The sequence below is a fragment of the Haloarcula sp. Atlit-47R genome (assembly GCF_003665985.1).
GTDB lineage: Archaea > Halobacteriota > Halobacteria > Halobacteriales > Haloarculaceae > Haloarcula > Haloarcula taiwanensis.
This window is the reverse complement of record NZ_QPLQ01000001.1, coordinates 1,372,881-1,394,581: the sequence shown is the minus strand read 5'-3', so window position 1 is coordinate 1,394,581 and position 21,701 is coordinate 1,372,881. Positions and strand designations below refer to the sequence as shown.

At 64.9% G+C, this 21,701-nt stretch carries 23 protein-coding genes; 6 read left to right on the top strand and 17 right to left on the bottom strand.

The window, feature by feature from the left end:
- Nucleotides 1-15 precede the first annotated feature (15 nt).
- Genes phaC through DVK00_RS07275 form a run of 4 tightly spaced genes read right to left on the bottom strand, consistent with a single transcriptional unit; the run spans nucleotide 16 to nucleotide 2,901 of the window.
- A complete protein-coding gene (gene phaC, locus DVK00_RS07290; protein WP_101348954.1) occupies nucleotides 16-1,443 on the bottom strand; it encodes a poly(3-hydroxyalkanoate) polymerase subunit PhaC in 1,428 nt (475 codons plus the stop codon).
- A 2-nt stretch (nucleotides 1,444-1,445) separates the two neighbouring features.
- Complete coding sequence (locus DVK00_RS07285; RefSeq protein ID WP_101348953.1) at nucleotides 1,446-1,991, bottom strand: poly(R)-hydroxyalkanoic acid synthase subunit PhaE; 546 nt, start codon at nucleotides 1,989-1,991, stop codon at nucleotides 1,446-1,448.
- 45 nt (nucleotides 1,992-2,036) lie between these two features.
- Nucleotides 2,037-2,594, bottom strand: coding sequence for a hypothetical protein (locus DVK00_RS07280; RefSeq protein ID WP_101348952.1), 558 nt, complete (start codon nucleotides 2,592-2,594; stop codon nucleotides 2,037-2,039).
- A 7-nt stretch (nucleotides 2,595-2,601) separates the two neighbouring features.
- Nucleotides 2,602-2,901 (bottom strand): AbrB/MazE/SpoVT family DNA-binding domain-containing protein, encoded by a 300-nt coding sequence (locus tag DVK00_RS07275; protein WP_053966935.1) that lies wholly within the window; start codon nucleotides 2,899-2,901, stop codon nucleotides 2,602-2,604.
- Between the two features lie 300 nt (nucleotides 2,902-3,201).
- Here DVK00_RS07275 and DVK00_RS07270 point away from each other — a divergent pair, with 300 nt between their 5' ends.
- A complete protein-coding gene (locus DVK00_RS07270; RefSeq protein ID WP_080508796.1) occupies nucleotides 3,202-3,747 on the top strand; it encodes a MaoC family dehydratase in 546 nt (181 codons plus the stop codon).
- Between the two features lies 1 nt (nucleotide 3,748).
- On the opposite strand, the gene DVK00_RS07265 is transcribed toward DVK00_RS07270, so the two are convergent.
- The 5 genes from DVK00_RS07265 to DVK00_RS07245 form a co-directional block, all read right to left on the bottom strand.
- Nucleotides 3,749-4,591, bottom strand: a complete 843-nt coding sequence (locus DVK00_RS07265; protein WP_121577498.1) for an alpha/beta fold hydrolase — start codon at nucleotides 4,589-4,591, stop codon at nucleotides 3,749-3,751.
- A 76-nt stretch (nucleotides 4,592-4,667) separates the two neighbouring features.
- Nucleotides 4,668-5,972, bottom strand: a complete 1,305-nt coding sequence (locus DVK00_RS07260; protein WP_121577497.1) for an NADH:flavin oxidoreductase — start codon at nucleotides 5,970-5,972, stop codon at nucleotides 4,668-4,670.
- On the bottom strand, nucleotides 5,969-6,256 hold the full coding sequence (locus DVK00_RS07255) for a hypothetical protein (RefSeq protein ID WP_101348949.1): 288 nt from the start codon (nucleotides 6,254-6,256) through the stop codon (nucleotides 5,969-5,971). The genes DVK00_RS07260 and DVK00_RS07255 overlap by 4 nt, the downstream gene beginning before the upstream one ends.
- Before the next feature lie 38 nt (nucleotides 6,257-6,294).
- Nucleotides 6,295-6,822: a KEOPS complex subunit Cgi121 gene (gene cgi121, locus DVK00_RS07250; protein WP_121577496.1), complete on the bottom strand. Its 528-nt coding sequence runs from the start codon at nucleotides 6,820-6,822 to the stop codon at nucleotides 6,295-6,297.
- Nucleotides 6,822-9,218: an ATP-dependent DNA helicase gene (locus tag DVK00_RS07245; protein ID WP_121577495.1), complete on the bottom strand. Its 2,397-nt coding sequence runs from the start codon at nucleotides 9,216-9,218 to the stop codon at nucleotides 6,822-6,824. The genes cgi121 and DVK00_RS07245 overlap by 1 nt, the downstream gene beginning before the upstream one ends.
- Nucleotides 9,219-9,316: 98 nt before the next feature.
- Between DVK00_RS07245 and DVK00_RS07240 the strand changes: the two genes are divergently transcribed.
- Complete coding sequence (locus tag DVK00_RS07240) at nucleotides 9,317-9,559, top strand: ferredoxin (RefSeq protein WP_121577494.1); 243 nt, start codon at nucleotides 9,317-9,319, stop codon at nucleotides 9,557-9,559.
- Here DVK00_RS07240 and DVK00_RS07235 read toward each other — a convergent pair.
- From DVK00_RS07235 to DVK00_RS07215, 5 genes are all read right to left on the bottom strand, one after another.
- Nucleotides 9,549-9,995, bottom strand: coding sequence for a MaoC/PaaZ C-terminal domain-containing protein (locus tag DVK00_RS07235; protein WP_121512046.1), 447 nt, complete (start codon nucleotides 9,993-9,995; stop codon nucleotides 9,549-9,551). The genes DVK00_RS07240 and DVK00_RS07235 overlap by 11 nt on opposite strands.
- Nucleotides 9,996-10,067: 72 nt before the next feature.
- Nucleotides 10,068-10,874 (bottom strand): ABC transporter permease, encoded by an 807-nt coding sequence (locus DVK00_RS07230; RefSeq protein ID WP_101348944.1) that lies wholly within the window; start codon nucleotides 10,872-10,874, stop codon nucleotides 10,068-10,070.
- Nucleotides 10,868-11,710: an ABC transporter permease gene (locus tag DVK00_RS07225; RefSeq protein ID WP_101348943.1), complete on the bottom strand. Its 843-nt coding sequence runs from the start codon at nucleotides 11,708-11,710 to the stop codon at nucleotides 10,868-10,870. Before DVK00_RS07225 ends, DVK00_RS07230 begins: the two co-directional genes overlap by 7 nt.
- A complete protein-coding gene (locus tag DVK00_RS07220) occupies nucleotides 11,697-12,788 on the bottom strand; it encodes an ABC transporter ATP-binding protein (protein WP_121577493.1) in 1,092 nt (363 codons plus the stop codon). Before DVK00_RS07220 ends, DVK00_RS07225 begins: the two co-directional genes overlap by 14 nt.
- Nucleotides 12,788-13,855 carry a PotD/PotF family extracellular solute-binding protein gene (locus DVK00_RS07215; RefSeq protein ID WP_232794500.1) on the bottom strand — a complete coding sequence of 356 codons (1,068 nt, stop codon included), beginning with the start codon at nucleotides 13,853-13,855 and terminating at the stop codon, nucleotides 12,788-12,790. The genes DVK00_RS07220 and DVK00_RS07215 overlap by 1 nt, the downstream gene beginning before the upstream one ends.
- 96 nt (nucleotides 13,856-13,951) lie before the next feature.
- Here DVK00_RS07215 and DVK00_RS07210 point away from each other — a divergent pair, with 96 nt between their 5' ends.
- Complete coding sequence (locus DVK00_RS07210) at nucleotides 13,952-15,418, top strand: MATE family efflux transporter (RefSeq protein WP_121536058.1); 1,467 nt, start codon at nucleotides 13,952-13,954, stop codon at nucleotides 15,416-15,418.
- Between the two features lie 24 nt (nucleotides 15,419-15,442).
- Here the strand turns inward: DVK00_RS07210 and DVK00_RS07205 are convergent, their stop codons facing one another.
- Entirely contained in the window at nucleotides 15,443-15,829 is a 387-nt protein-coding gene (locus DVK00_RS07205) for a RidA family protein (RefSeq protein ID WP_101348939.1), read from the bottom strand.
- A gap of 167 nt (nucleotides 15,830-15,996) precedes the next feature.
- Here DVK00_RS07205 and DVK00_RS07200 point away from each other — a divergent pair, with 167 nt between their 5' ends.
- The gene (locus tag DVK00_RS07200; protein WP_121512044.1) at nucleotides 15,997-16,782 is read left to right on the top strand and encodes a hypothetical protein; all 786 of its coding nucleotides are present in this window, start codon (nucleotides 15,997-15,999) and stop codon (nucleotides 16,780-16,782) included.
- A 26-nt stretch (nucleotides 16,783-16,808) separates the two neighbouring features.
- Here the strand turns inward: DVK00_RS07200 and DVK00_RS07195 are convergent, their stop codons facing one another.
- Both DVK00_RS07195 and DVK00_RS07190 read right to left on the bottom strand, forming a co-directional pair.
- The gene (locus DVK00_RS07195) at nucleotides 16,809-17,936 is read right to left on the bottom strand and encodes an ORC1-type DNA replication protein (RefSeq protein ID WP_101348936.1); all 1,128 of its coding nucleotides are present in this window, start codon (nucleotides 17,934-17,936) and stop codon (nucleotides 16,809-16,811) included.
- A gap of 93 nt (nucleotides 17,937-18,029) precedes the next feature.
- Nucleotides 18,030-20,072: a helix-hairpin-helix domain-containing protein gene (locus DVK00_RS07190; protein ID WP_121577492.1), complete on the bottom strand. Its 2,043-nt coding sequence runs from the start codon at nucleotides 20,070-20,072 to the stop codon at nucleotides 18,030-18,032.
- A gap of 139 nt (nucleotides 20,073-20,211) precedes the next feature.
- Here DVK00_RS07190 and larE point away from each other — a divergent pair, with 139 nt between their 5' ends.
- Entirely contained in the window at nucleotides 20,212-21,093 is an 882-nt protein-coding gene (gene larE / locus DVK00_RS07185) for an ATP-dependent sacrificial sulfur transferase LarE (protein WP_101348934.1), read from the top strand.
- Between the two features lie 242 nt (nucleotides 21,094-21,335).
- Nucleotides 21,336-21,602, top strand: coding sequence for a hypothetical protein (locus DVK00_RS07180; protein WP_050037359.1), 267 nt, complete (start codon nucleotides 21,336-21,338; stop codon nucleotides 21,600-21,602).
- Nucleotides 21,603-21,701: the final 99 nt, after the last annotated feature.

Here is a 21,701-nt window from a genome sequence, read left to right as displayed (position 1 = left end):
AAAAACAGCGCCGGATTACAGCTGGTCGAGCCAGTCCTGCGCGCGGGACTCGGTAGTCTCAGCGATGTCGGCCAGTTCGGCCGCATCGTATTCAGCCAAGTCCGCAACGCTGTGGATGCCAGCGCCGTGGAGACGGTCGGCGTAGGTCGGGCCGATACCGGAGACGCTATCGACGTCCGCGGGTTCGTCGGTCGCATCGTCTTCGTCCTCGGTGGCATCGACATCGGTCGTCGCGTCAACGTCGATGTCAGTAGGTTCCGACTGGTCTACCGGGTCGTCGTCAGCCTCGTCGGGAGATTCGACCTCGATGTCGACTTCGCCGCTTCCCTTGTTGCGCTCAGAATACCACTCGGCGACCTCGGGCCAGAGGTCGGCGTGGGTCGACGACGAGACGGAGAGGCCGATGTGGCCCGTCGAGAACTCGATCGTGCGCGTGTCGTCGCTAGCGATGACATCGTTGAACGGCTTGGAGGCCTCTGGCGGGATGAGGTGGTCGTACTCGCCCATGAGCTGGAGGACCGGCATGTCGATGTTGTCCAGGTCGACGTGCTTGCCGTTGAGTTCCAGCTCGTTCCTGTAGAGCTTGTTGTCCTGATACACGTCTTCGAGGAACTGAACATAGGCCTCGCCGGCCACGTCGATACCGTCGCCGAGCCATTTCTCCATCCGGCCGAAGTTCTCGACGAAGCCCTCGTTCTCCATGTTCTCCGCGAACCGGATGTACTTCGTGACGTAGTTCTCGACGGGGTCCATCAGCGCGAACCCGATGTCGAGCATGTCCGCGGGGACGTTGCCGAACGTCTCGGTCACGTCGCTCGGTTCGTAGTACTCGTCGGAGCCCCACTCTTCGAGGACGCCACCAGTGTGGTCGAAACACAGTCCTGCCGCCATCAGCCCGAGAGCGTTGACCTTCTCCTTGTGGAGCGCAGTGTACATCACCGACATGGTCCCGCCCATGCAGTAGCCGAGGATGTTGATGGCGTCTTGGCCGGAGCGGTCGCGGACCACGTCGACGCAGTTGTCCATGTAACGGTTGACGTAGTCGTCGAGCGTGAGGTGCTGGTCGAGCCGCGAGGGCTCGTTCCAGTCGATGAGGTACACGTCGTGGCCCGCCTCGAGCAACCGTCGGACGACCGACCGCTCCTCCTGCAGGTCGAGGATGTACGGCCGGTTGATAAGGGCGTAGACGATGAGAATCGGGATATCTTCCGTCTCCTCGTCCGGTACCTCGATACCGGCAGCCTCGGCGTCGTAATGGAGGAGTTCGAGCTTGTTCTCCTCGTACACGACGTTGCTCGGCGTCTGACCGACTTCGACGGACTCCAGCAGTTCCAGCCGCTCGTCGGCGATCTGACTGGTCTCGGCGGCGTCGGTCATGTTCTCCAGTGTCTTGCGCTGCCAGTTGAGCGCGGCTTCGAACGGATTGAAGGGGTTGCTTGACATGATTACTCTTCCAAGTGTTCAAGCACGCGGTCGAGCTTCTGTTCGACCGCGTGCTGGCGGCGCTCCAGTTCAATGAGCCGCTCGCCGACCTCGTCGACATCGTCTCGCGTCGGGAAGCCGAGCTGTTCCAGCGTGTCCTGGCTCAGGTCGTCCGCTTCCTGCTGCATCTCCATCATCGACTCGACGAGCTGGCCGTTGGCGGCCGCAAAGGCCGAGGTACCCATGACGTGTTTGAATGCCTCATTGGCGGACTGCAGCCAGATGTCACGGAACTCGGCGGGGTCGACATCCTCGCCCCGAGCGGCGTCGGTAGAGCGTTCGACCATCTGCTCGGCGGCGTCCATCCACTCCTCGTAGGCGCGGTTGTAGCCGTCCATCCCGTCAGCAAGGTCCTCCTGCTCCGGGATTGTATCCTCGACAGCATCGGCCCACGACTCCACGAAGGCCGCCTGGGCCTTCATGTTCTGCTCCATCGAGTCGGCGACCGCGTTGTTCATCTCCTCAACCATCTCCGTCCATTCCTCCTGAATGTCGTTTGTGTTACTCATAATAGTACCTCGGCGGCGGGCGCACAAAAAAACCGACTGTCGTCGTTACGCTTCGACGTCGACAGCGTCGGCGGCTTCGGCCTGCACTTCCTCGACCTGCTCCTGAATCTCCTCGACCTGCTCCTGCACTTCTTCGAGCTGCTCGCCGAACTGCTCGGCGGCCTCGACGGACTGCGCTTCGAGTTCCTCGTGGGCCTCGACGAGCATGTCGACCTGGTCGTTGACGGCCGTGACGTACTCGTCGGTCATCTCGTCGTAGGTGTCAACGCCTTCTTCGAGCTCGGTTTCCATATTGTCGAACAGTTCGGCGTGGTTCTCGAGCAAGAAGTCGAACTGCTCGTCGACGGTCTCACGGATCTGCTCGACGGTTTCGGTCATGCCGGGCATGGTCGACGCCATCGCGTCGAGGTAGCTGTGGAACGCAGTCTGCTGGAGCTCGACACCGCGGCGCTGTGCCGACTCCTGCGTGTCGAGGCTGTCGATAACCGCGTTGTTAACGTTCTGCTGGAAGGAAACACTCTGTTCGAGCGCCTTCTGGCTCTGCTCGATCGTCGCACGCTGCATCTCGAACGCTGTCGTGACGGGGGTTGTGTAGTCTACCATTGTTGGATTACTCGCTATTGTTGTTAGTGACCGGGAGGACGACGGCTTGCACGATGTCGCCTTCGTCGATGCCCAGCGCCTCTCGCTCCGCATCAGGAATGCTGATCCGACCCCCGCTTTGCACGCGGGTCTTGAACGTCGCCATCTGGCTCATGGCACCGAGCTGATTCATATCGAAACTCGGCATGCCACCGTTGGCGAACATCTGTTTCATCAGCTGCTGTTGCTGTTCCATCGCGTTCTCGCTCGCCTGTTGCATCCCCTTGAACATCGGAGGCCACAGCAGGCCATCATCCTCGTCGGCCATCGGTCAACTACATGTACTCTCCTCAACAATATAAATCTTCCGCTGAAAACCATTGATTACCATTGAATGGTAGAGAATGGTATTAGGGGTTCAGCGGCGTCGAGGGAAGTGCTACGCCCTGCAGCGCCGATAACGGCACCCCCAAACACCCGTCTGACGCCCGTTAGACGGCGTTTACCGACAGCTGAGACGAAACCAACACCAAGGTTTAATACTCCGACCAATAAACTACCAGAACAGATGAGTTCTGAATCGCCACGAAACCCGCTGTTAGACACATGGACTGAAACATCGTCACATATGTTCAACAGCGTCGTCGCAGCTAACCGGGCAGCGTTCGCCGCGTTCGGCGTCCAGCAGGAGGACGAAGACGGCGTAACGCCCGCAGACCGTATCGAACCGGACGAAGATCTCCCCGAATGGCACGTCTCGATCTCCGAAGACCATCCGGGCCGCCTCGGCGTCGGCGACCACGTCGATTTCACAAAGACGATCTCGGAAAACGACGTGCAACAGTTCGCCGCCGCGAGCGGCGACACGAATCCGCTTCACCTCGACGACGAGTTCGCGGAGCAGACACGCTTCCGCGGCCGAATCGCCCACGGGACGCTCGTCGGGAGTCTCATCAGCGCGGCGCTGGCACGGCTGCCGGGGCTGACTATCTATCTCTCGCAGGACCTGGAGTTCCACAACCCGGTCCGTATTGGTGACCGGCTCACTGCCGAATGTGAAATCGTCGAGGACCTCGGCGACGAACAGTACCGGCTGACCACGCGCGTCCTTGCTGACGACGATGTCGTCATCGATGGCGAAGCGGTCGTCCTCATCGACGAACTGCCGGAATAACTCAGCAGAACGCTCGAACGGCCCGGTTGAACCGGTCGGGGTGTTCCCGCGGTGGACAGTGCCCGCAGTTCTCGAAAATCTTCAGCGTGCTATCAGTGACCATTCCAGCCGCCTGCTCGGACCACCGACGGGGGAGCAGCGGGTCGACAGCTCCATGAATCAGCATCGTCGGCACATCTATTTCCGCTAACCGATCGGAGTAGTCGGTTCGAAACCCGCACCACTGAAACTCGCTACGCTGCCAGCGCCGCATCGCCCGGACCGTCTGTCGGTCGACAGCGCTATTCACGTCCTCGACCAGTTGTTGGGGCGGCTCTCCAGGACCCATGCTGCGGAGGCTGTTCCGGATTGCCGGCCGGGACGACCCCACGCCCTGCCAGAGCATGTTTCCGAGTATCGGCGTCTGCAGGACGCTGCTGGCCGCTGTCCGCCAGTAGGCGTCAGCTCCCAGCCCGTAGCTGTCGACCAGCACCAGCCGCTCGACGGGGCCGCCATCGAGCGCGTGGCCGAGTGCGATGGCACCCCCCATCGAAAGGCCGGCGAGTGCGGGTTCCTCGATATCGAGCGCGTCGATGAACTCGGACAGGGTCTCGAGGTAGTACTCGGTCGTGTACGCACGGTCGGGCTTGTCACTGTCGCCGTGGCCCGGCAAATCGATCGCATACACCGTCCGCTCTGGCGCGAGTGCGGGCAGTGCGTGTCGCCACGAGACGGTCGCGGCGTCCAGCCCGATACCGTGGAGAAACACCATCGGCGGCCCCTCGCCGCCGGTCCGGTAGTGAATATCGACGTCTTCGCCGTCGACGGACAGCTCGACGCGTTCGGACGAAATCCCTGTCGTCATCGGCGTCTGTTCGGGACCGAGCGCGTATGAGCCTTTGTATCTGCCCAGTTGTGGCGGTGGCAGTATCCGAAGCCCGTTACTCGGTTCGCTCGTAGGCACCATCCCGCCGGAGCCGAGCCTGTTCGCGGACGATCGCGGGCGTTCGACAGCGGCCCGGTTCGCCGGTGACTTGCGGAACAGTACAGTTGTTACAGCTCTCACACAGCGCGTCCGCGCCGTCGAGCAGGCGCGCGCCGAGCCGCGGCTCCGCGTAGAACGGCCGAGCCATCCCGACCGCATCGGCAGCGGGCGCGGCCCCGTCCGCGCCGAGATACCGGTCGCAGTCGGCACGCGTCCGCAGCCCGCCCTCCAGCAGGACCGGCACGTCCACGCGCTCGCGGACCGCTCGACAGAAGTCGGCGTTCCAGCCTGGGTCGTGGCCGAACCGGCGGGCCTGCAGGCTGTTGAGCAGCCGGACGGCACGCGCCCGGAGTCGACCGCCAAAGACCGCCGCGTAGTCGTCCTGCAGGTCGCTCGCGTCCCAGGCCCGGTCGGGGAACGCGCCGCGAACGATGCTCATGTCCCAGAACGGCGACACCACGACCGGGACGAGCCCGTCGTAGCCGATGACTGCCGCCCGTTCAGCGATGTTCACGCCGTCCGTCTGGGTGAGATACCTTCGAACGAAGCTGGGCGCAGCGGTCTCGGCGGGGACCTTCGTGACCAGCGGCACGTCGCCGGCGTGGTCCCGGACAGCGTCGTGGACCGCTTCGAGGAAGCGGATGCCGTCGCCGAACTCGTCGTCCCGGTGATTGTAGAACGGGGAGAGGAACTGCTGGATCAGGCTCATGTTCGCCGCCGAGAGGTGGATGCCGTCGTAGCCGGCGTCGACGGCGTAGCCGGCACACCGACCAAACTGTTCGGCCAGGTCCCACACCTCCGCGGTCGAGAGCACGTCCGGCCGCAGCGAAATCAGGCCGGCGCAGTCGAGCGCCCGGAGCTGCCAGGGCGGGCGGCTGACGGCCAGCTGGCGCTGGTCTGGGTGCCGCCGACGGTACTCGGCGTGCCAGGTCGCCATGCTCCGGAGACCGCCGTGGGCCAGTTGCAGGAAGATTCGGCCGCCGTGGTCGTGGACCGCGCCGGTGAGCCGGGCGAGCCGCTCGACGAAGGCCGGGTCGTGGACCCGCGTCATGTTCGGCGCGGCGCAGCCGCCGCGGTCGGTGACGATGCTCGCGCCTTGAAAGATGAGGCCGACGCCGGAGGCCGCCGTCGGTTCGAGTTCGTCGACAAGCGTGTCGACAGCAGCCTCGCCGTTGCCGGCACACTCCAGTACCGGTGCGCGATACAGTCGGTTGGGGACTTCGACGCCGCCGATGGACAGCGGCGTCTCCAGCGCAGTCACGACTGCTCGCGCTCGTCGAACGTCGCCTCGGTGCGGGCGCTGTTCTGCGCTGTCACCTGCTGGATGGCCGCCCGGACCTCCGTCGGCGAGTCGAACTCGCCGTCGGTACTGCGTTCGATCGCGGCCGAGAGGTCCTCGGCAGGCGGGTCGGCGCTGCCGTATTCGTCTGCCAGCTCCTCCACGCGGACCGGGTACGCGGCCCCGCCGGTGGTGCGGTCGACCGTCGCTTCGACCCGGCGGGCACGCTCGCTGGCCCGCTGCCGTGCCGTCCGCTGTGGGTCCATGTGTGACGATAACACGGCCATCGTCAAAAATACTGTCGCTACTTCTCGACCGGCAACAGCGCGACGCGCTCCCGGACGGCGTCGGGAAGACCACCGGCCGTCGCGGCGAGTTCGGCGTCGGTCACGTCGAAAAACGACCGGACGCGCTCCGCGTCGTACTCGCCGAGCGTCGACGCGGGCGTGAGGGCGTCACGCACCTCGTCGGCGGCTGCGCCGATGTCCCGCGGCTCGCCATTACCTTTGTGGGAACTAACCTTTTCGGGGTCGACGACGACGGCTACGACGGGACAGGAGCCCTCGCCGACGCCCATCGTCAGCGCGCGGTTTATCTGGCGGCGACCGGCTGCGTACAGCAGTATCTCGACGCCGAAGTCCTCGGCGATAGCGTCACCCCGACGGTGGGCCCGGGTTGCGAGTTCGACAGCCAGTTCGAGATGGGCGCGGTCCACGACGTAGCGAGCGTCGAATGCCTGTACTATGACGCCGTGGCGGTCGCCGATTGCGCCGAGCGTCTCCACGAACGACCCCACGTCGTCGATTTCAGCAGTTCCTTCGACAACCTCCATCAGAAATCACCCAGACTGGACTGGTCGTCGTCGGCCGTAACGTCCCCGTTCGTGTCCGTGTCGCCGTCGTCGAGGTCAACGGATACGTCGGGTGCGGGCTCGACGCCCTCCATGGACGGGTCCCGGTGGCCAGCGTTCTCCAGCACGTTCTCGGCCGTCTTCCGGCGGCCTCGGAGCGCCGCCAGCACGACGGCTTTGTCCGCGTCCCGGAGTTGTGCGCGGTCGGTGATGCCAGCCTGGAACAGCCGCCGGGCGCGCTTGCGGCCGACGCCGCGGACGCCGGCCAGGTCGACCAGTTCCTCCCGGACGCCGTGTTCGACGCGGATGCGCGCCTCGCTGATGGCCCGCGCGGCGTCCAGGTCGACCTCGCTGGCCAGCGACTCCGCCGCTCCCAGCAGCCACTGGGCGGTTTCGACCTTCCCGCGGATGTCACCCGGACCGACGCCGTAGCGCTCCGTGATGGTCGCCTCGTCGACCTCCGTCGCCCAGTCTTCGAGCAGGCGGGCGGTCTTCAGCGCCGAGAGCCAGTCCTCGAATCGGCCCTCCTCGAACTCCGAGGGGGTCGGGCCGAGCAACTCTTCCTCGCGCTCGAACAACTCCATCTCGTACTCCTCGCGGTCGCCCGAGCGGAGGTACAGCTGGTACATGTCCGGCGTGCGCGAGACGAGATGGTACAGGCCCAGTGCGGAGATGTCGTCCGGGTCCCTATCATCGTCGCTCCCGGCGGCATTCTCAGCCAGCTCGCTTGCGGTTGTGAAGCCGCTGTCAGCCGGTGGTTCCGCTTGCGGGTCAGCCGGCGACCCGCTTGCCGAGGTGCTATCGCTGGCTCCTCGCTCCCAGTCCCGGAGGCCGTCGACGATCTCGGCGGCGCTCATTGGGTCCAGATAGAGCCGCGAGACGGTGTGGCCCAGTGAGGTGGCGTCCAGCTCACCACCCTCGATTTCGAGGAAGTCGTTCCGCTGCAGGTAGGTGAGCACGTCGTCAACCACCCGTTCGAGCTGGCCGCTGTCGTCGGTCTGGCTGGCGTACAGCGTCTGTTCGAGGAACTCGAGCAGGCCCGACCGCGAGCGGGCGAAGCCGGAGGCGACGGTCGCGAGGATGTGGGTCCGCAGCGCCGGTTCGGCCGCGAGTTTCGACCGGACCGGCTCCGGGTCCGCCCAGACGTAGCGCTCGAACAGCTCGTCCACTTCGTCGTGGCTGTTGGCGATGAGGACCGCCTCGCCGTAGGGGTCGAGCCCCGGCCGGCCGGCTCGTCCCATCATCTGGTGGACCTCAAGTACCGACAGCGGGGCCATCCCACCCGCTGAGCCGTCGTAGCGCCGCCAGTCGCGGACGATGACGCGCCGCGAGGGCGTGTTGACGCCGGCCGCGAGCGTCGGCGTCGCGCAGACGACCTTCACCAGCCGGTCCCGGAACGCGTCCTCAACGAGTTCGCGGTGGCCGCGCGAGAGGCCGGCGTGGTGGAACGCCGCCCCGTCGGCGACGGCGTCCGCGAGGTCGTCGCTCGTCTCCGTGTCGCTCACGTCACGGATCTCCTCCGCGATGTCGGCCAGCCGCCCGCGCTCCTCGTCGCTGAGGTGTGGCCGGACGGTGTTGGCCAGCCGGCCCGCGGCCGCCTCGGCGTTGCGCCGGGAGTTGACGAACACCAGCGTCGACCCGTCGTCTTCGAGCGTATCGCGGACGATAGCCGCCGTCTGTTTCTCGTTGTTCTGCACCGAGAGCCGCTGCTGGCTCCCGTCTTCGAGGTGTAGCGCCTGCCCGTAGTGGACCCCCTTCTGGAGGTCGATTGGCCGCCAGTCCGAATCGACGAGGCCCGCGTCGAGCCACGTCGCCAGCGCCTCCGCGTTGCCGATGGTCGCCGACAGCGCGACGGTCTGCAGGTCGGGGTTGAGCCGACGGAGTTTCGCCAGTGTCACCTCCAGAGTCGGCCCTCGTTCGCCGTCGTCGACGAGGTGGACCTCGTCGGTGACGACGCAGGTGAGGTCCTCTATCCAGGGGGCGTCGTTGCGCACGAGTGAGTCGACCTTCTCGCTGGTGGCGACGACGATGTCCTTGTCCGCGAGCCACCCGCCTTCGGACTCGTAGTTGCCCGTCGAGACACCGATGTCGAGGCCGTACTGCTCGAACTCCTCGAAGTCAGCCTGTTTCTCGCTGGCCAACGCCCGCAGCGGAACGATGTACAGTGCCTTACCGCCGCGAGCGACCGATGAAAGCATCGCTAGCTCGGCGATGAGGGTCTTCCCGCTGGCCGTCGGAATCGACGCGACCAGGTTCTTCCCCTCGGTGACGCCGGCCTCGACGGCCTCGGCCTGGGGCGGATACAGCTCCTCGATGCCGTCGTCGCGCAGGTGGTCCGGGAGCCACTCGGGCACGCCCGGCAGGTCCGCAACGTCCATTACACCCCGCTTGGGTCCTGCCCCGATTTAAACTGTCGCACTACACCCGCGACGGCGGCGAGGGGAACGCCTTTGCCCGCGAGCGGCCAACACGAGGTATGCGAGTCGAGTACGACTACGACACCTGTATCGGGATGTTCCAGTGTGTCGCGGAGTGGGACGCCTTCGAGCGCGACGAGGACGCCGGCAAAGCGGTGCTGGCGGACAGCGAGGAAACCGATTCGGACGTGTTCGTGCGGGAGGTCCCGGACGACGCCGAACTGGACGCGAAGTTCGCCGCCCGGTCCTGTCCGGTCGACGCCATCACACTCTACGACGACGGCGAACAGCTCATTCCCTGATTAGTCCCTCGACGGTCGCTTCAAGCACGACGGTTCCAGCGGTGTCTCCGTCGGCCGGGTTCGCGGCGGCTGTGTCGGCCTGAGTGGACTCATCGCCGCGATTGATCCGTCGGACAGCCACATCGCCGACAACAGCGACGCCGCCGTCGGCATCCGGGTCGGTACTCACGACTGTCAGTTCACAGACCAGCGTCTCACCGGTGTACACCGGGCGCTGGAACTGGAGTTCCATCCGCGAGGCGAGCACTTCGAGGTCGCCGCCAATGCTGGTTAGCAGCGACGCGGTGAGCAACCCCTGGACCATCTGCCGACCGTCCCCATCAGGCTCTGTGTGGCGGGGCTGGTCGTCTCCAGAGAGGGCGGCGAACTGGTCGACATCGTCGGGCTGGAACGTTCGGGTTTCGGTGAACGTCTCACCGACTTCAATGTCTGGCATCACTACGTCGCTCGCCGCTCGGTCACAAAAGCGTGCCGCTGGGTCGCAGAGCAGATTGGCGGCTGGAACCACTCACACAGGACGGCGCAGTGTCGAAGCCACACCGGCCGCCACAGCGCTGACAACGATGACGAGCACACTCGCCGCATTCAGGAAGGCCGTGGCACCGATTCTGACCTTGCCGAATATTTCCAGCGGGACCGTCGTCACGCTCGACCCGGCGAGGAAGAAAGTGATGAGAAACTCGTTGAACGAGAGCGCGAACGCGAACAACACACTCGCCGTCAGTGCCGGCCACAGCAACGGCACCGTGATCGTCCTGAACACAGTCCGGTCATCGGCACCGAGGTCGCGGGCCGCAGCCGAGAGGCGGTCGTCGAGCTCCGCGTAGCGGGCAGCAATGAGGAACGTAGTGAACGGGAGTACCCAGAACAAGTGGCCGAGAACGACCGGAAGGTACCCGTAGCCGAGGCCGACGAGCGCGCTAGCGCGTCCGATGCCGAAGGCGACGACGACCGTCGGAACGAACAGCGGCAGGGCGATAATCACGGCGATGGTTCGACGGGCAATCTGGGAGAGTTGGCTCCGAACAATCACGTATGCGCCGGCCAGCCCCAGCGCAGTACCGACAACGGCTGTGACGACGCCGATGCCGAGACTCGTCAGTAGCGCACGGATAAACCGGGTATCAGTCAGGACCGCGGTGTACCACCGGAGCGAGAACCCGTCGATGGGAATCGTCGGCTGGCCAGCGGGTGAGAGCGACAGGTACCCGATGACGAGAACGGGAGTGTACAGGAACACGAGCGCCAGCGCGACAACGATGCCCGGGAGCCGCCCGGCACCGCGTTCGGCCAGCCGTGTGACGCGGCTCACCATTGTCGTAACTCCTGTCTGACCCGCGGCGAAAGCGCTCCGAGTCCGAGCGTTCCAAGCACCAGCAGCAGGAACACGAACGACAGCGCCGCCGCGAACCCGTAGTTCGTGTACTGCCGGAACGCCTGCACGACGAGCCGTGCGATCATGACGTTCCCGGGACTGCCGAGGATTTCAGGAGTTGCAAACGCACCGGCGATGCGTGCGTAGACGATGAGTGTCGCCGCCGCCGCGCCGGGAAGTGTTCGCGGGAGCACGACGTCGAGAAATACTCGAATGTCACTCGCACCGAGGTCCCGCGCGGCCTCGATGAGCTGGTAATCGAATCGCTCCATCGAGACGTACATCGTCAACACGACGTAGGGCAGGTAGATGTACACGAACCCGATGGTCATCGAGATGTTATTGTACAGGAGGTCAAGCGACGAATCGAGGAGACCCGTCCCGACGAGGATTCGGTTCACCACGCCGCCCCGGGCCAGAATCCACACCCAGGCGTAGTTGAGCACCACGTAATTGAGCCACAGCGGCAACGTCACCGAGACCAGCGCGACGAGCCGGTACCGGTCCGGACACCGGTGGGCAATCCAGTACGTAATCGGATACGCGACGGCGAGACAGATGGCAGTGACGCCGACACCGACGCCGATAGAGTACAGCAGTGCGCCGCGGTACAGGGGCGACAGCACTTCCGCGTAATTCTCGCTGCCAAGGCCGGGACCAATGCTCTCGACGAACAGTGTCAGGAGCGGAAACACGCCCAGGGCCAGTGCCAGCAAGAGTGGGCTGCCGGCGACCAGCCAGTCCCGGAGCCGACCGGGTGCGTTAGCGACGCTCATCCCTGACGAGGACGGCCCGGTTGACGCCCAGTTCGACGGTCTCTCCGACGCGGAACGGGAGGGCTGTACCGCCGTCGGCGGATGTCGCGTTGTCCGGGGCCGCCACCGTGTTGCGTTCGCGTCGGACGACGAGTTCCGCGCCGCCGCAGTCGACGGTCGCTTCCTCGTAGAACCCCTTGTACGCGACATCAGTGACGGTGCCAGTCAGGTCGCCGCCGAGGGTGACGGCTTCCGGCCGGACTGCGACCGTCACCGCATCGCCCACGGCGTCGCTCGTTGCGTCTGCGTTGGCCCGAAGCGGGCCAGCGCCGGTCTGGACTACGACATCGGCACCCTCGCGCCTGATGACGTCGCCCTCAAGCAGCGTGGCGTCGCCGAGAAACGACGCGACAAACCGGGTCTGCGGGTCCGTGTACAACTGGCGAGGAGGGCCGACGTTGACGATGCGCCCGTCCCGCATCACGGCGACTCTGTCGGACATACTCAGTGCGCTCTCTTGGTCGTGTGTGACGTACAGGAAGGTCGTGTCGCTGTCGCGCTGAATCCGTCGGAACTCCGCCTGCATCTCTTCTCGGAGTGCCCGGTCGAGCGACGCAAGCGGTTCGTCAAGCAGCAGTATCGCCGGATCGTTGACCAGCGCCCGAGCTAGTGCGACCCGCTGGCGCTGGCCGCCCGAGAGGTCAGACGGGTCACGGTCGCCGAATCCCGTCAGATTGACCAGTGCCAGGGCGTCCTCGACACGCTGCCCGCGGTCCGGCTCTGTAACACCACTTCGGGCCAGCCCGTAGCCGACGTTCTCCGCGACGTTCATGTGGGGGAACAACACGAGGTCCTGAAACACCATGTTCGTCGCCCGCTCGCGGGCGGGCCGGTCCGTCACGTCCTGCCCGTTGAGCAGCACCCGCCCTGAATCCGGCGTGAGGAGGCCGGCGAGCATTCGGAGCGTCGTCGTCTTGCCGCAGCCGGACGGTCCGATGAGCGAGAAGAACTTCCCCTGCTCGACAGTCAGCGAGACATCGTCGACAGCAGGCGCTCCGTCGAAGGTTTTCGTGAGACCGTCGACAGCGAGCGCATTCACTACAGATCAGCCTCCGTCTTTGCCCGGTTCCACGTCTCGGTGTACTGCTCGATGAGCGACTGTGGCTTCGGTTCCTCGTAGATGAACTGGTCCGGGTCGTCGAGTCCGTACGCCGCCATCTCGACATCGTGTTCGGAGAACACCTGCTCGTTCGGGACGGCGATGTTGCTCGGTTTCATCAGCGACTTGTAGCCCATCTGCGTGTGCCACTCCTGAATGAAGGTGTGTGCCAGTTCTGGGTTCTCCGCACCGTCCCGGATACAGTGCTGGATGAACCACGCTTTCGTTCCTTCGGAGGGGTAGACTCGCTCGACGGGGAGACCATCCGACTGCATCGACTGGATGACGTAGTTCCAGACCGGCTGGACGCCGACCTCCTCACTGCGGAGGAGTTGCTCTGACTCGCCCCCGTTGTTCCAGAGACCGGCGGTGAGTTCCAGCCGGTCGATAAGGTCGGCACGGAGCGAGTCGAAGTCCACGTCGTCGGCACTTGCCGGGTTGAGTGGCTCGCCTTTCGCCGCGTTTCGGTACAGGACCTGCAGGCGCGCGTCGTCGCGACCGCCGACGACACCGGCCAGTGGTTCGGTCCAGAGGTCAGCCAGCGCGGTGACATCCTGCTCAACGATGTCGGTATTGACGGCGAGCGGCGTCTGCCCAAAGCTCCGTGGAATCCCGTACACCTCGCCGTCCTGTTCGAAGTACTCCGCTTTCAGGAAGTCGAACACGTCGTCGTATGCCGGGACCTGATCGAGGTCGAGCGGCTGGAGATAGCCCTCTTCCATCGCCGGCGTCACCGCGTAGTTGCCAAGCGGCACCAGGTCGTAATCGGCGCGACCGGCCCGCAGCTGCGCGAGGGTTTCGGCCGATCCCTGTGCGGCCTGTCGCTCCACCGTTACCCCGTGGCGCTCCTCGAAGGCTTCGATGACGCCGTTACTGTAGACGTACCCCCAGTCAATCATCGTTAGCGTCTGGTCCCCGATCCCGAGGCCAGTACACCCAGCAATCCCAGCGGTGGCAGCAGCCCCAGCGCCGGCCAAAAACGACCGCCTAGAGGGTATTTGATCCATATCTACAGGTAGGGATTTGCATAGATAAGCGCTGTGTGCAACTCTACAGGGGCACGGAGTCGTAAGCTACGTTTGCCTGCCCGCCGTGACACAACTGTGCTCGGCGACGCCCTCCGCCGGCTGGTACGCACCGTCCCAGTCGCGCTCTCCAGATTGGATGCTGTCGACCGGGACCGGGCCATCGAGGCGACAGACCTGGCCGCGCCGGTGATGGTCACCGGAGGTCTGCGAATCCTGTTGCGGCTTGCGGACTTTCTGATGGTCGGTCTGGCGCTGGGTGACGCCGCACTGGCCGGTCTCGAGCTGGGGTTTCAGTACTACTTCGTGGGATTCGGACTTGCGCTCGCTGTCTCCTCCGGGACAATAAGCGTCGTCTCTCGCCTGCAGGGGAGCGGCGAGCCGGAGCGAGCAAATCTGGCTGTCAAGCAGTCGCTGTGGCTCGCAATCGTGCTATCGTTGCCACTGACTGCTATCGCGTGGGTGTATCCGACTGCACTGCTCGATAGTCTCTCCAATGACCCGGCCGCGATCCAGTACGGCGCGACGTATCTCGCAATTGTGATGCTGTCGATGGTGCCGCGGTTCTGGAGTATGGTCGCCGCACGCGCCCTCGCGGGGAGCGCCGACACGCGGACGCCGATGTACGTCCGGTTGCTGACTGTGCCGACCAACGTCGGGCTCAACGGTGTGCTGATATTCGGCCTGGGGCCGGTTGCACCGATGGGAATCGCGGGAGCCGCCTGGGGGACTGTCGCAGCGAACACGCTCGCTGCAGTCATCTTTTTCGTGCTGTTGGCCTCCGGTCGGTACGCGACGGCGCTGCCGCTCGGTGGCAAACAGTTCGACCTCGGACTACTCGCCGAACTCGTCCGTGTCGCACTTCCGCTGTCGGGAATGCGCCTGCTCCAGACCTTTGGCCGGTTTCCGTTTCTGTTCATTCTCGGCGTACTCGGCACCCCGACACTCGCGGCGTACGCCATCGGTCGCCGGGTCATGCTACTCGCGCTGATGCCAGCGTGGGGCTATGCGACCGCCGCGTCGACACTGGTTGGGCAGTCGCTGGGCGCAGATGACCCGAAAGAGGCGACGGCGTACGGCTGGCAGTCGCTCGGGGTTGCACTCGCGGTCCAGCTCACTGTCGCACTACTTCTCGTGGTGTTCGCCCGGCCGATCGTTGCTCTGTTCGGGACCGCCTACCCGGACCTGGCGGCGACGTTTGTCCGCGTCTTCGGGCTGCTCGTCGCCGGCTTCTCCGTGTCGCGGACGATGCGCGGAAGCCTTCGCGGTGCTGGTGACACCCGGTGGCCGCTGTACGGAACGATACTCGGAAGCTACTGTTACCGCCTGCCGGTCGCAGCGCTCGCGTTACCGACGGCGTTCGTCATACCGATCCCCGTGACTGGCGTTTCGTTCTCCCCGGGACTGGGACTCGGCCTTCCGGCTATCTTCGCCGCGCTAATCGGGGATTTCTATTTGAAAGCCGCTGTCAATGTGGGTCGGTTCCGCTCCGGAAAGTGGCGTGCCGTCGCCCACCGTGCGGGTGTCGGCAGGACTGACAAGTAATCAAGACGGCACCCCGGCCCAGCATCACTCGACCTGCGCGACGGCTTCGACCTCGACGGCGGCCTCTGGTGTTGCCAGCCCACTCACCTCGACCATCGTCGCCACGGGACGGACGTCGCCGAAGAATTCGCTGTGGGCCTCGCCGACCTGTTCCTGATCGTCGATGTCAGTGACGTACATTCGGGTCTGGACGACGTCCTCGATGTCGGCGTCGAGAGTCGTCAGTGCATCCGCGACGATACCGAAGGCGTGTTTCGTCTGTTCGTACGGGTCACCCGGCGCGACGACCTCGCCGTCGTCGTCCGTGGCGATGGTGCCGGCAACACGAACAGTGTCACCCGCACGTATCGCCCGCGAGTACCCGACCTGCTGCTCCCAGGCAGTGCCTGTCGAGGTGCGTTCGCGGCGCATACTCGACGAACGCTGTGGACCCAGAAAATCGTTTCTCAAGTTTTAATGTCTGGCCCGGGATACTCATTGACATGAGCAAGGCCACGAAAATCGTCCTCGGAACAATCGGCGTGTCAGCACTGCTGTCGATCGGCATCGTCATCAACCTCGTCCTGTTCTCGGCGTAGATGTTCACCGAGCGTTCACTGACCGGCGAATTGCCGGCAGTACGTGAGGCCTACGCCCCGGAGGCGCTCGTACTGAACTGCGACCGCGACTTCGAGACACTGGACCCCGCAGTCGCCGAAGAACTCCTGCTGGTGACCGACAGCCTCGATCAGATCTCCTACGACGGTGCGTGGCTTCCGACCACAGCGCCAGAGGTGCTACAGGAGTACATCGGTAACAGCCTCACCATCGGGATGCCCGGCGACGGCGGCGTCGCCTGGACGCGCCAGACGGTCCCGCCCTGCGTGTTCGTCAAGCCGCGGCTGGAGACCTCACCGGACGGTTTCGTCTCGTTTCTCGTCGCGGAGGCGCTCGTCGAAGTGAGCCTCGACGAACCCGAGCATTTTCTGGGCTTTTTTGCCGAGCAGTACCCGGCGTTCGTAGCTGCTACAGAGGACCATCTCGATGCAAACGCCCGATACCAGCTCGCAGCTGCCCTCTACGCCGCGTATCTCGGGCTCCAGACCCGTTCGGCGTTTGCCGGCTGGGCCGACGACTTCCCGGACCTGTACGCGGCATGGGACGACGCCGGCGAGCGCCTGCAACCCCGCCTCGAAGACCTCCCCAGCGAAATTGCACAGGGCCAGACGGAGTTCGCTGCGGCCGCCGAACTCGCCTGTAGTGGCGTCAAACACGGTCTGGACTTGCCCGCGCCCTTTGCCGCACTCGACACCGACGCGTATCTGGAGTACGGCGCTGACTACGCCGTCCAGTGGGCCGAGACGACCTTCGAGAAGATGGAATGAGCGCGTAGACGTTTTGATGCGCTGTATTACAGCCGTTCCAGCACCGCGTCAGCGTCGTAGTTGAGCGTCAGCTCCCGCGAGCGGCCCCGGCCCTCGACATCGGTGTACTCGGCATCGATGATGTCAAGCTGGTCGAGCTTGTTGATTATCTCGGAGTAGCGGGTGTACCCCAGGTCCGTCTGCTCGGAGAAGGCGTCGTAGATGTCGCCGGCCTGCTGGCCGTCGTGGGCGGCGATGACCTCCACGAGCGCAGTCTCGGAGTCGGACAGTTCCCGCAGCCGGCGGGACAGGTGAACGTATTTAGACTTGTCGTACGCCGCCTCGACGTCCTCGGTCTCGACGGAGCGGGAGGCGCGCCGTTCGGCGTTCATTCCAGCCCGGCGCAGGAGGTCGATACCGACCCGGAGGTCGCCGCCCTGTTCCTCGGTCAGTTCGGCGACGCGGTCGAGCACCGTGGGACCGACGACGCCTTCGTTGAACCCCCGGTCAGCGCGCTCGCCCAAGATATCTGCGATTTCGGCCTGTCCGTAAGGGTTGAAATACACCTCCTCGGGCCGGAACACGGACTGGACGCGGGTATCGAGCGCGTCGATGACGTCGAGCTCGAGATCAGAGGAGACGCAGATGACGCCGATTTTCGCGCCCGAGTGGGCTTCGTGGGCGCGCAACAGCGAGTACAGCGTGTCGCTGGCCTCGCTCTCGTAGAACAGGTAGTTCACGTCGTCAAGGGCGACGACGAGCACCTCGTCTTCCTCGACCAGTTTGTTGGTGATCTGTGAGAACAATTTCTTGAACGATATTCCAGAGGACGGCGGCTCGTAGTCGAATATCTCGGCGAACAGCCGCGAGAAGACGGCGTAGCGCGTCGAGTCCATCTGGCAGTTCACCCGGACGGTTTTCACGTCCGTCTGTGCGGTGAGTTCGTCGAACAGAATCTGGACGGCCGTCGTCTTCCCCGTCCCCGGCGGCCCGCGGGCGATGACGTTGAGCGGGCGCGACCCCCGGACGGCCGGCCGGAGCGCGTACTTCAGCGTCTCCATCTGTGTGTCCCGGTGTTTGAACGTCTCCGGGAGCCAGTCGATTTCGAAGACGTGTTCGTCCCGAAAGACGGACTCGTCCCAGCCGAGCATCCGGTCCTCGGGGTCGTCGCTCATCACTTTCACCGAGCTTCGCGGCGCACTTAACCATTTGCCACAGCTTCACGAGCAGTGACAGGTGCGCGAGGGGCGCGGTTTCGCCGGCCGTCGCTACTCGAACTTTTCGAGCAGGTCGCCGTAGAAGCCGTCCTTGGTTCCGTCGTCGGCGAGCTTCTCAACGATGAGCTCCGGCGTCGAGCGGGCGAGCTTGCCCTTGACCGGCGAGCGCTCGACGCGCAGTTCGCCGTCCTCCAGCCCCTTTGCCTCGATACCGTCGATGCTGATGTCGGTGTCGGCGGCCTCGCGGATGTCGCGGGCGAGATGCGAGACGAAGATGGCCGTCGCCTGCCGTTCGCCCAGCGCTTCGAGGATACCGGCCATAATCTTCGCGCTGGCCCCCGGCTCAGTTATCGATTCAAGTTCGTCGACCAACACCATCACCGGGCGGTTGTCGGTCCCGGCTACTGGTCCATCAGTATCGCCACCGGCGTCTGGTTCTGAGTTGCGGTGGTCCACGTCCGCGACGAGGTCGCCAAACTCCCGAAGCGTCGCTTCGAACGCGCCGGCGTCGAGCGTCCCCTGCGTCTTGGCGTGGTAGTGGAGTTCAGAAATCCGCCCGACACGGGCTGACTCTGCCGGGACGGGCAGGCCCATGTGGGACAGCGTCGTCACGAGTGCGACGAGGTCCAGCGTCGAGGTCTTCCCGCCGCTGTTGACGCCTGAAAGGACGGTCACACCGTCGACAGCGTAGTCGACTGGCTCGACGGCCTCAAAGGACACGTCGAGCAGTGGCGAGCGTCCGCCCTCGATTGCGACCCCCTCGGACTCGGTAACGTCTGGCATCGTGCAATCGAAATCGTCGGCAAAGCGCGCGATGGCAAGCTCTACGTCGAGTTCCAGCGCGGCGTCGACCAGCGCCGCGGCGTCCTCGCGCATCTCGGCGAGGTCGTCGGCCAGTTCCCGCTTCCGGCGGGTCGCGCGCTGGTCGCGCGCGGCGGTCAGTTCCTCGCGGAGACGGGCGACGACGTCTTCGCTGTGTTCGACGGGATAGGCGGGCTCGTCGGGGAAGGCCCGGCGCGCCGTCGCCTCCATGTCCCGGAGCGCCAGGGCATCGACGAGGTGGTCGCGGGCCTTCTCGACAGCCGCGGCGTACTCGTTGGCGAGTTCACGCTGGAGGAGCGAGTCGACGCCCGCGCCGCGCTCAACCAGCGACAGCAGGTCCGTCCCCTCGATGGTCACATCCTGCTCCTCAATGGCCTCTCGGAGGTGGTCGTTGGCGACGCTCTCGGCGGTTGAGACCGCGGCATCGAGGTCGTCGACCGCAGTGGTCAGGCGGTCGAGTTCCTCGTCACCGCTGACGCCCCCGTCCTCGTCGAGCTGCTCCAGCGCCGACAGGAGCGTCTCCAGGTCACACGGCGCGTTGAGGTCGGCGACGCGGTGGACCTCGGCGGCGGCCCGTATCCGGTCGCAGTTGCGGGCAAAGAAGGTGAGGACTCGCTCGGGCACAACGGATTCGGGCTCCTCCAGTGCGGTCGGCTCCACGCGCACGTCGCCCTCGATGTCGACGCCGGCGAATGCTTCATCCAGCGCGATGACCGTCGAGTACGAACGGGCGAGTTCGGCCAGCTGACGGGCGTCGTCGACGACCTCGACGCTGACCTCCGGAATCGCGGCCTGCGCGTCGGCGTAGCGCTCGGCGTCGCGGGTCGCCAGACACCGGTCCCGCACCCGCACATCGCCGGGTTCGGCAAGCGGTTCGACGGCAGAGAGAGCGTCGAGAACCGCTGGGTCTGGGTCGCGGGTCATCGCCGACTCGGCGAACGAGCGGACTTCCTCGATACGGCTGCGGACGCCACTGGGGTAAATCGTTTCCAGGCGCTTCGCGGCGTAGTCAGTCACTGTCCGGTCAGTCAGCAGCGCCAGCGCGTCCGCGTAGACCTCGCGGGCGCGTTTCGTCGCGGTGAACCCACCGGGGTCGTCGTGTTCAGCCCGGATCGCACCGCGAGCGATGCGGGCGGCCCGGCCCTCGCTGATACCCGGTGCGCGTGCGAGCGACGCCACGTCGCCGTCCCGGAGTGCCGCCTCCGGATCGTCTAATTCCCGGAGCGCCGCGGCTGTTTTCGCCCCGACGCCCGGAACCGATTCGAGCTCCATCTGCCCGCCCATTCGACGCCAGCGAGAAAAAACCCGTTGCCAGCGGCTCCGGCGGCAGCGGAGCGGTCAACCGCCCCGGCTCAGTCAGTCGAACACCGAACGCGAAGGCGTTTTTGTGCTCCACCGAGAAAGACGTTCCATGTCTGCTGTTTCGGAGAAGCTAGCGGCCGCCCGCGAAGACCTCAAGTCGCGAGACGGCGTGCTGATCGCCTTCTCCGGTGGTGTCGATTCGAGTGTCGTCGCCGCGCTGGCGCACGACGCCCTCGGCGACGACGCCATCGCCTGTACCGCCAAGTCTGAGACGCTCCCCGCCGCCGAGCTTACCGACGCCACCCGCGTCGCCGAGGAGATCGGCATCCGACACGAGATCGTGGAGTTCTCCGAGCTCGACAGCGAGGAGTTCATACAGAACGACGACATGCGGTGTTACCACTGCCGGTCGATGCGCCTGGGCGCGATGTACGACCGCGCCCGCGAACTCGGTATTGACGTGGTGTGTGATGGGACGAACGCCTCAGACGTGGGCGAGGGCCACCGGCCCGGCCTCCGTGCCGTCGAGGAACTTGACGCCTACTCCCCGCTGCTGGAACACGACATCGAGAAAGAGGAGGTCCGAGAGATCGCCCGCGAGTATGACCTCTCCGTGGCCGACAAGCCCTCGATGGCGTGTCTCTCCTCGCGGATTCCGACTGGCCTCGAAGTGACGGAGGAACGCCTCTCCCGCGTCGAGAAGGCTGAGCGTCTCCTGCGAACGTGGGGCTTCGAGCAGTTCCGTGTGCGCGACCACGACGGCCTCGCCCGCATCGAGGTCGGCGAAGAAGAACTCGAAACCGCGCTCGACCCCGACTTCGTCCGCACCGCCCGCGACCACATCGAGGACTGTGGCTTCGACCACGTGACGCTCGACCTCCACGGGTACGAAACCGGCAGTGTGAGCCCAGAAACGGAGGAGCCAGCGGAAGAAGAGACGGAGGACGTGGTCAGCAACGTCTTCGACGCCGACTACCCGTCCGTCGACTGACGACGCTATCTTCTCTGACGAGTACGTCAGTCAGCCATCGTTGCTCCGCGAGACGATCAGGCACGTAGAGTGGCACTTTCATTGTGATTGGGAGTGTACGATAACACACAAGTACTGGGATGCCGTCGAGGTGAGTGTCTCAGACGGCAGCAGACCGCGGCAGGTCTGGAATCGATTCGGAACCAGTTTCGGCCATCCGTGCGGCCAGCTACCCAAACACCGCAGGTATACCACGCTACCACATGGAACTCGCCCTCCTCATTGATTCGGCGCTTCTCGTACTCGGTGTCGGCTCGTTGCTCGCTATCCCGTGGGTTCTCGCACAATCGACCGAAGACGCGGAATCCGAGTACAAGTTGGAGCGTATTGCACCACTATTGATTGTTATTGCGTACGTGCTCTCGAAACTCGTTCCGGGACGGTTCGTTACGGTGACACCGGCCGTTGACAGTGCTATCGGGGCAGTAGTACTGACACTCGTTGCCCTCTATCTTCTGTTAATAAGATAATCAGAGCCACGGCGCGTCGACCATCCGCAGTCGCTGGTACTTGCAGTGGTCACCGGTGGGAGCACAGAATGATACTTCTGGTCGGGATAGCATCGAGAA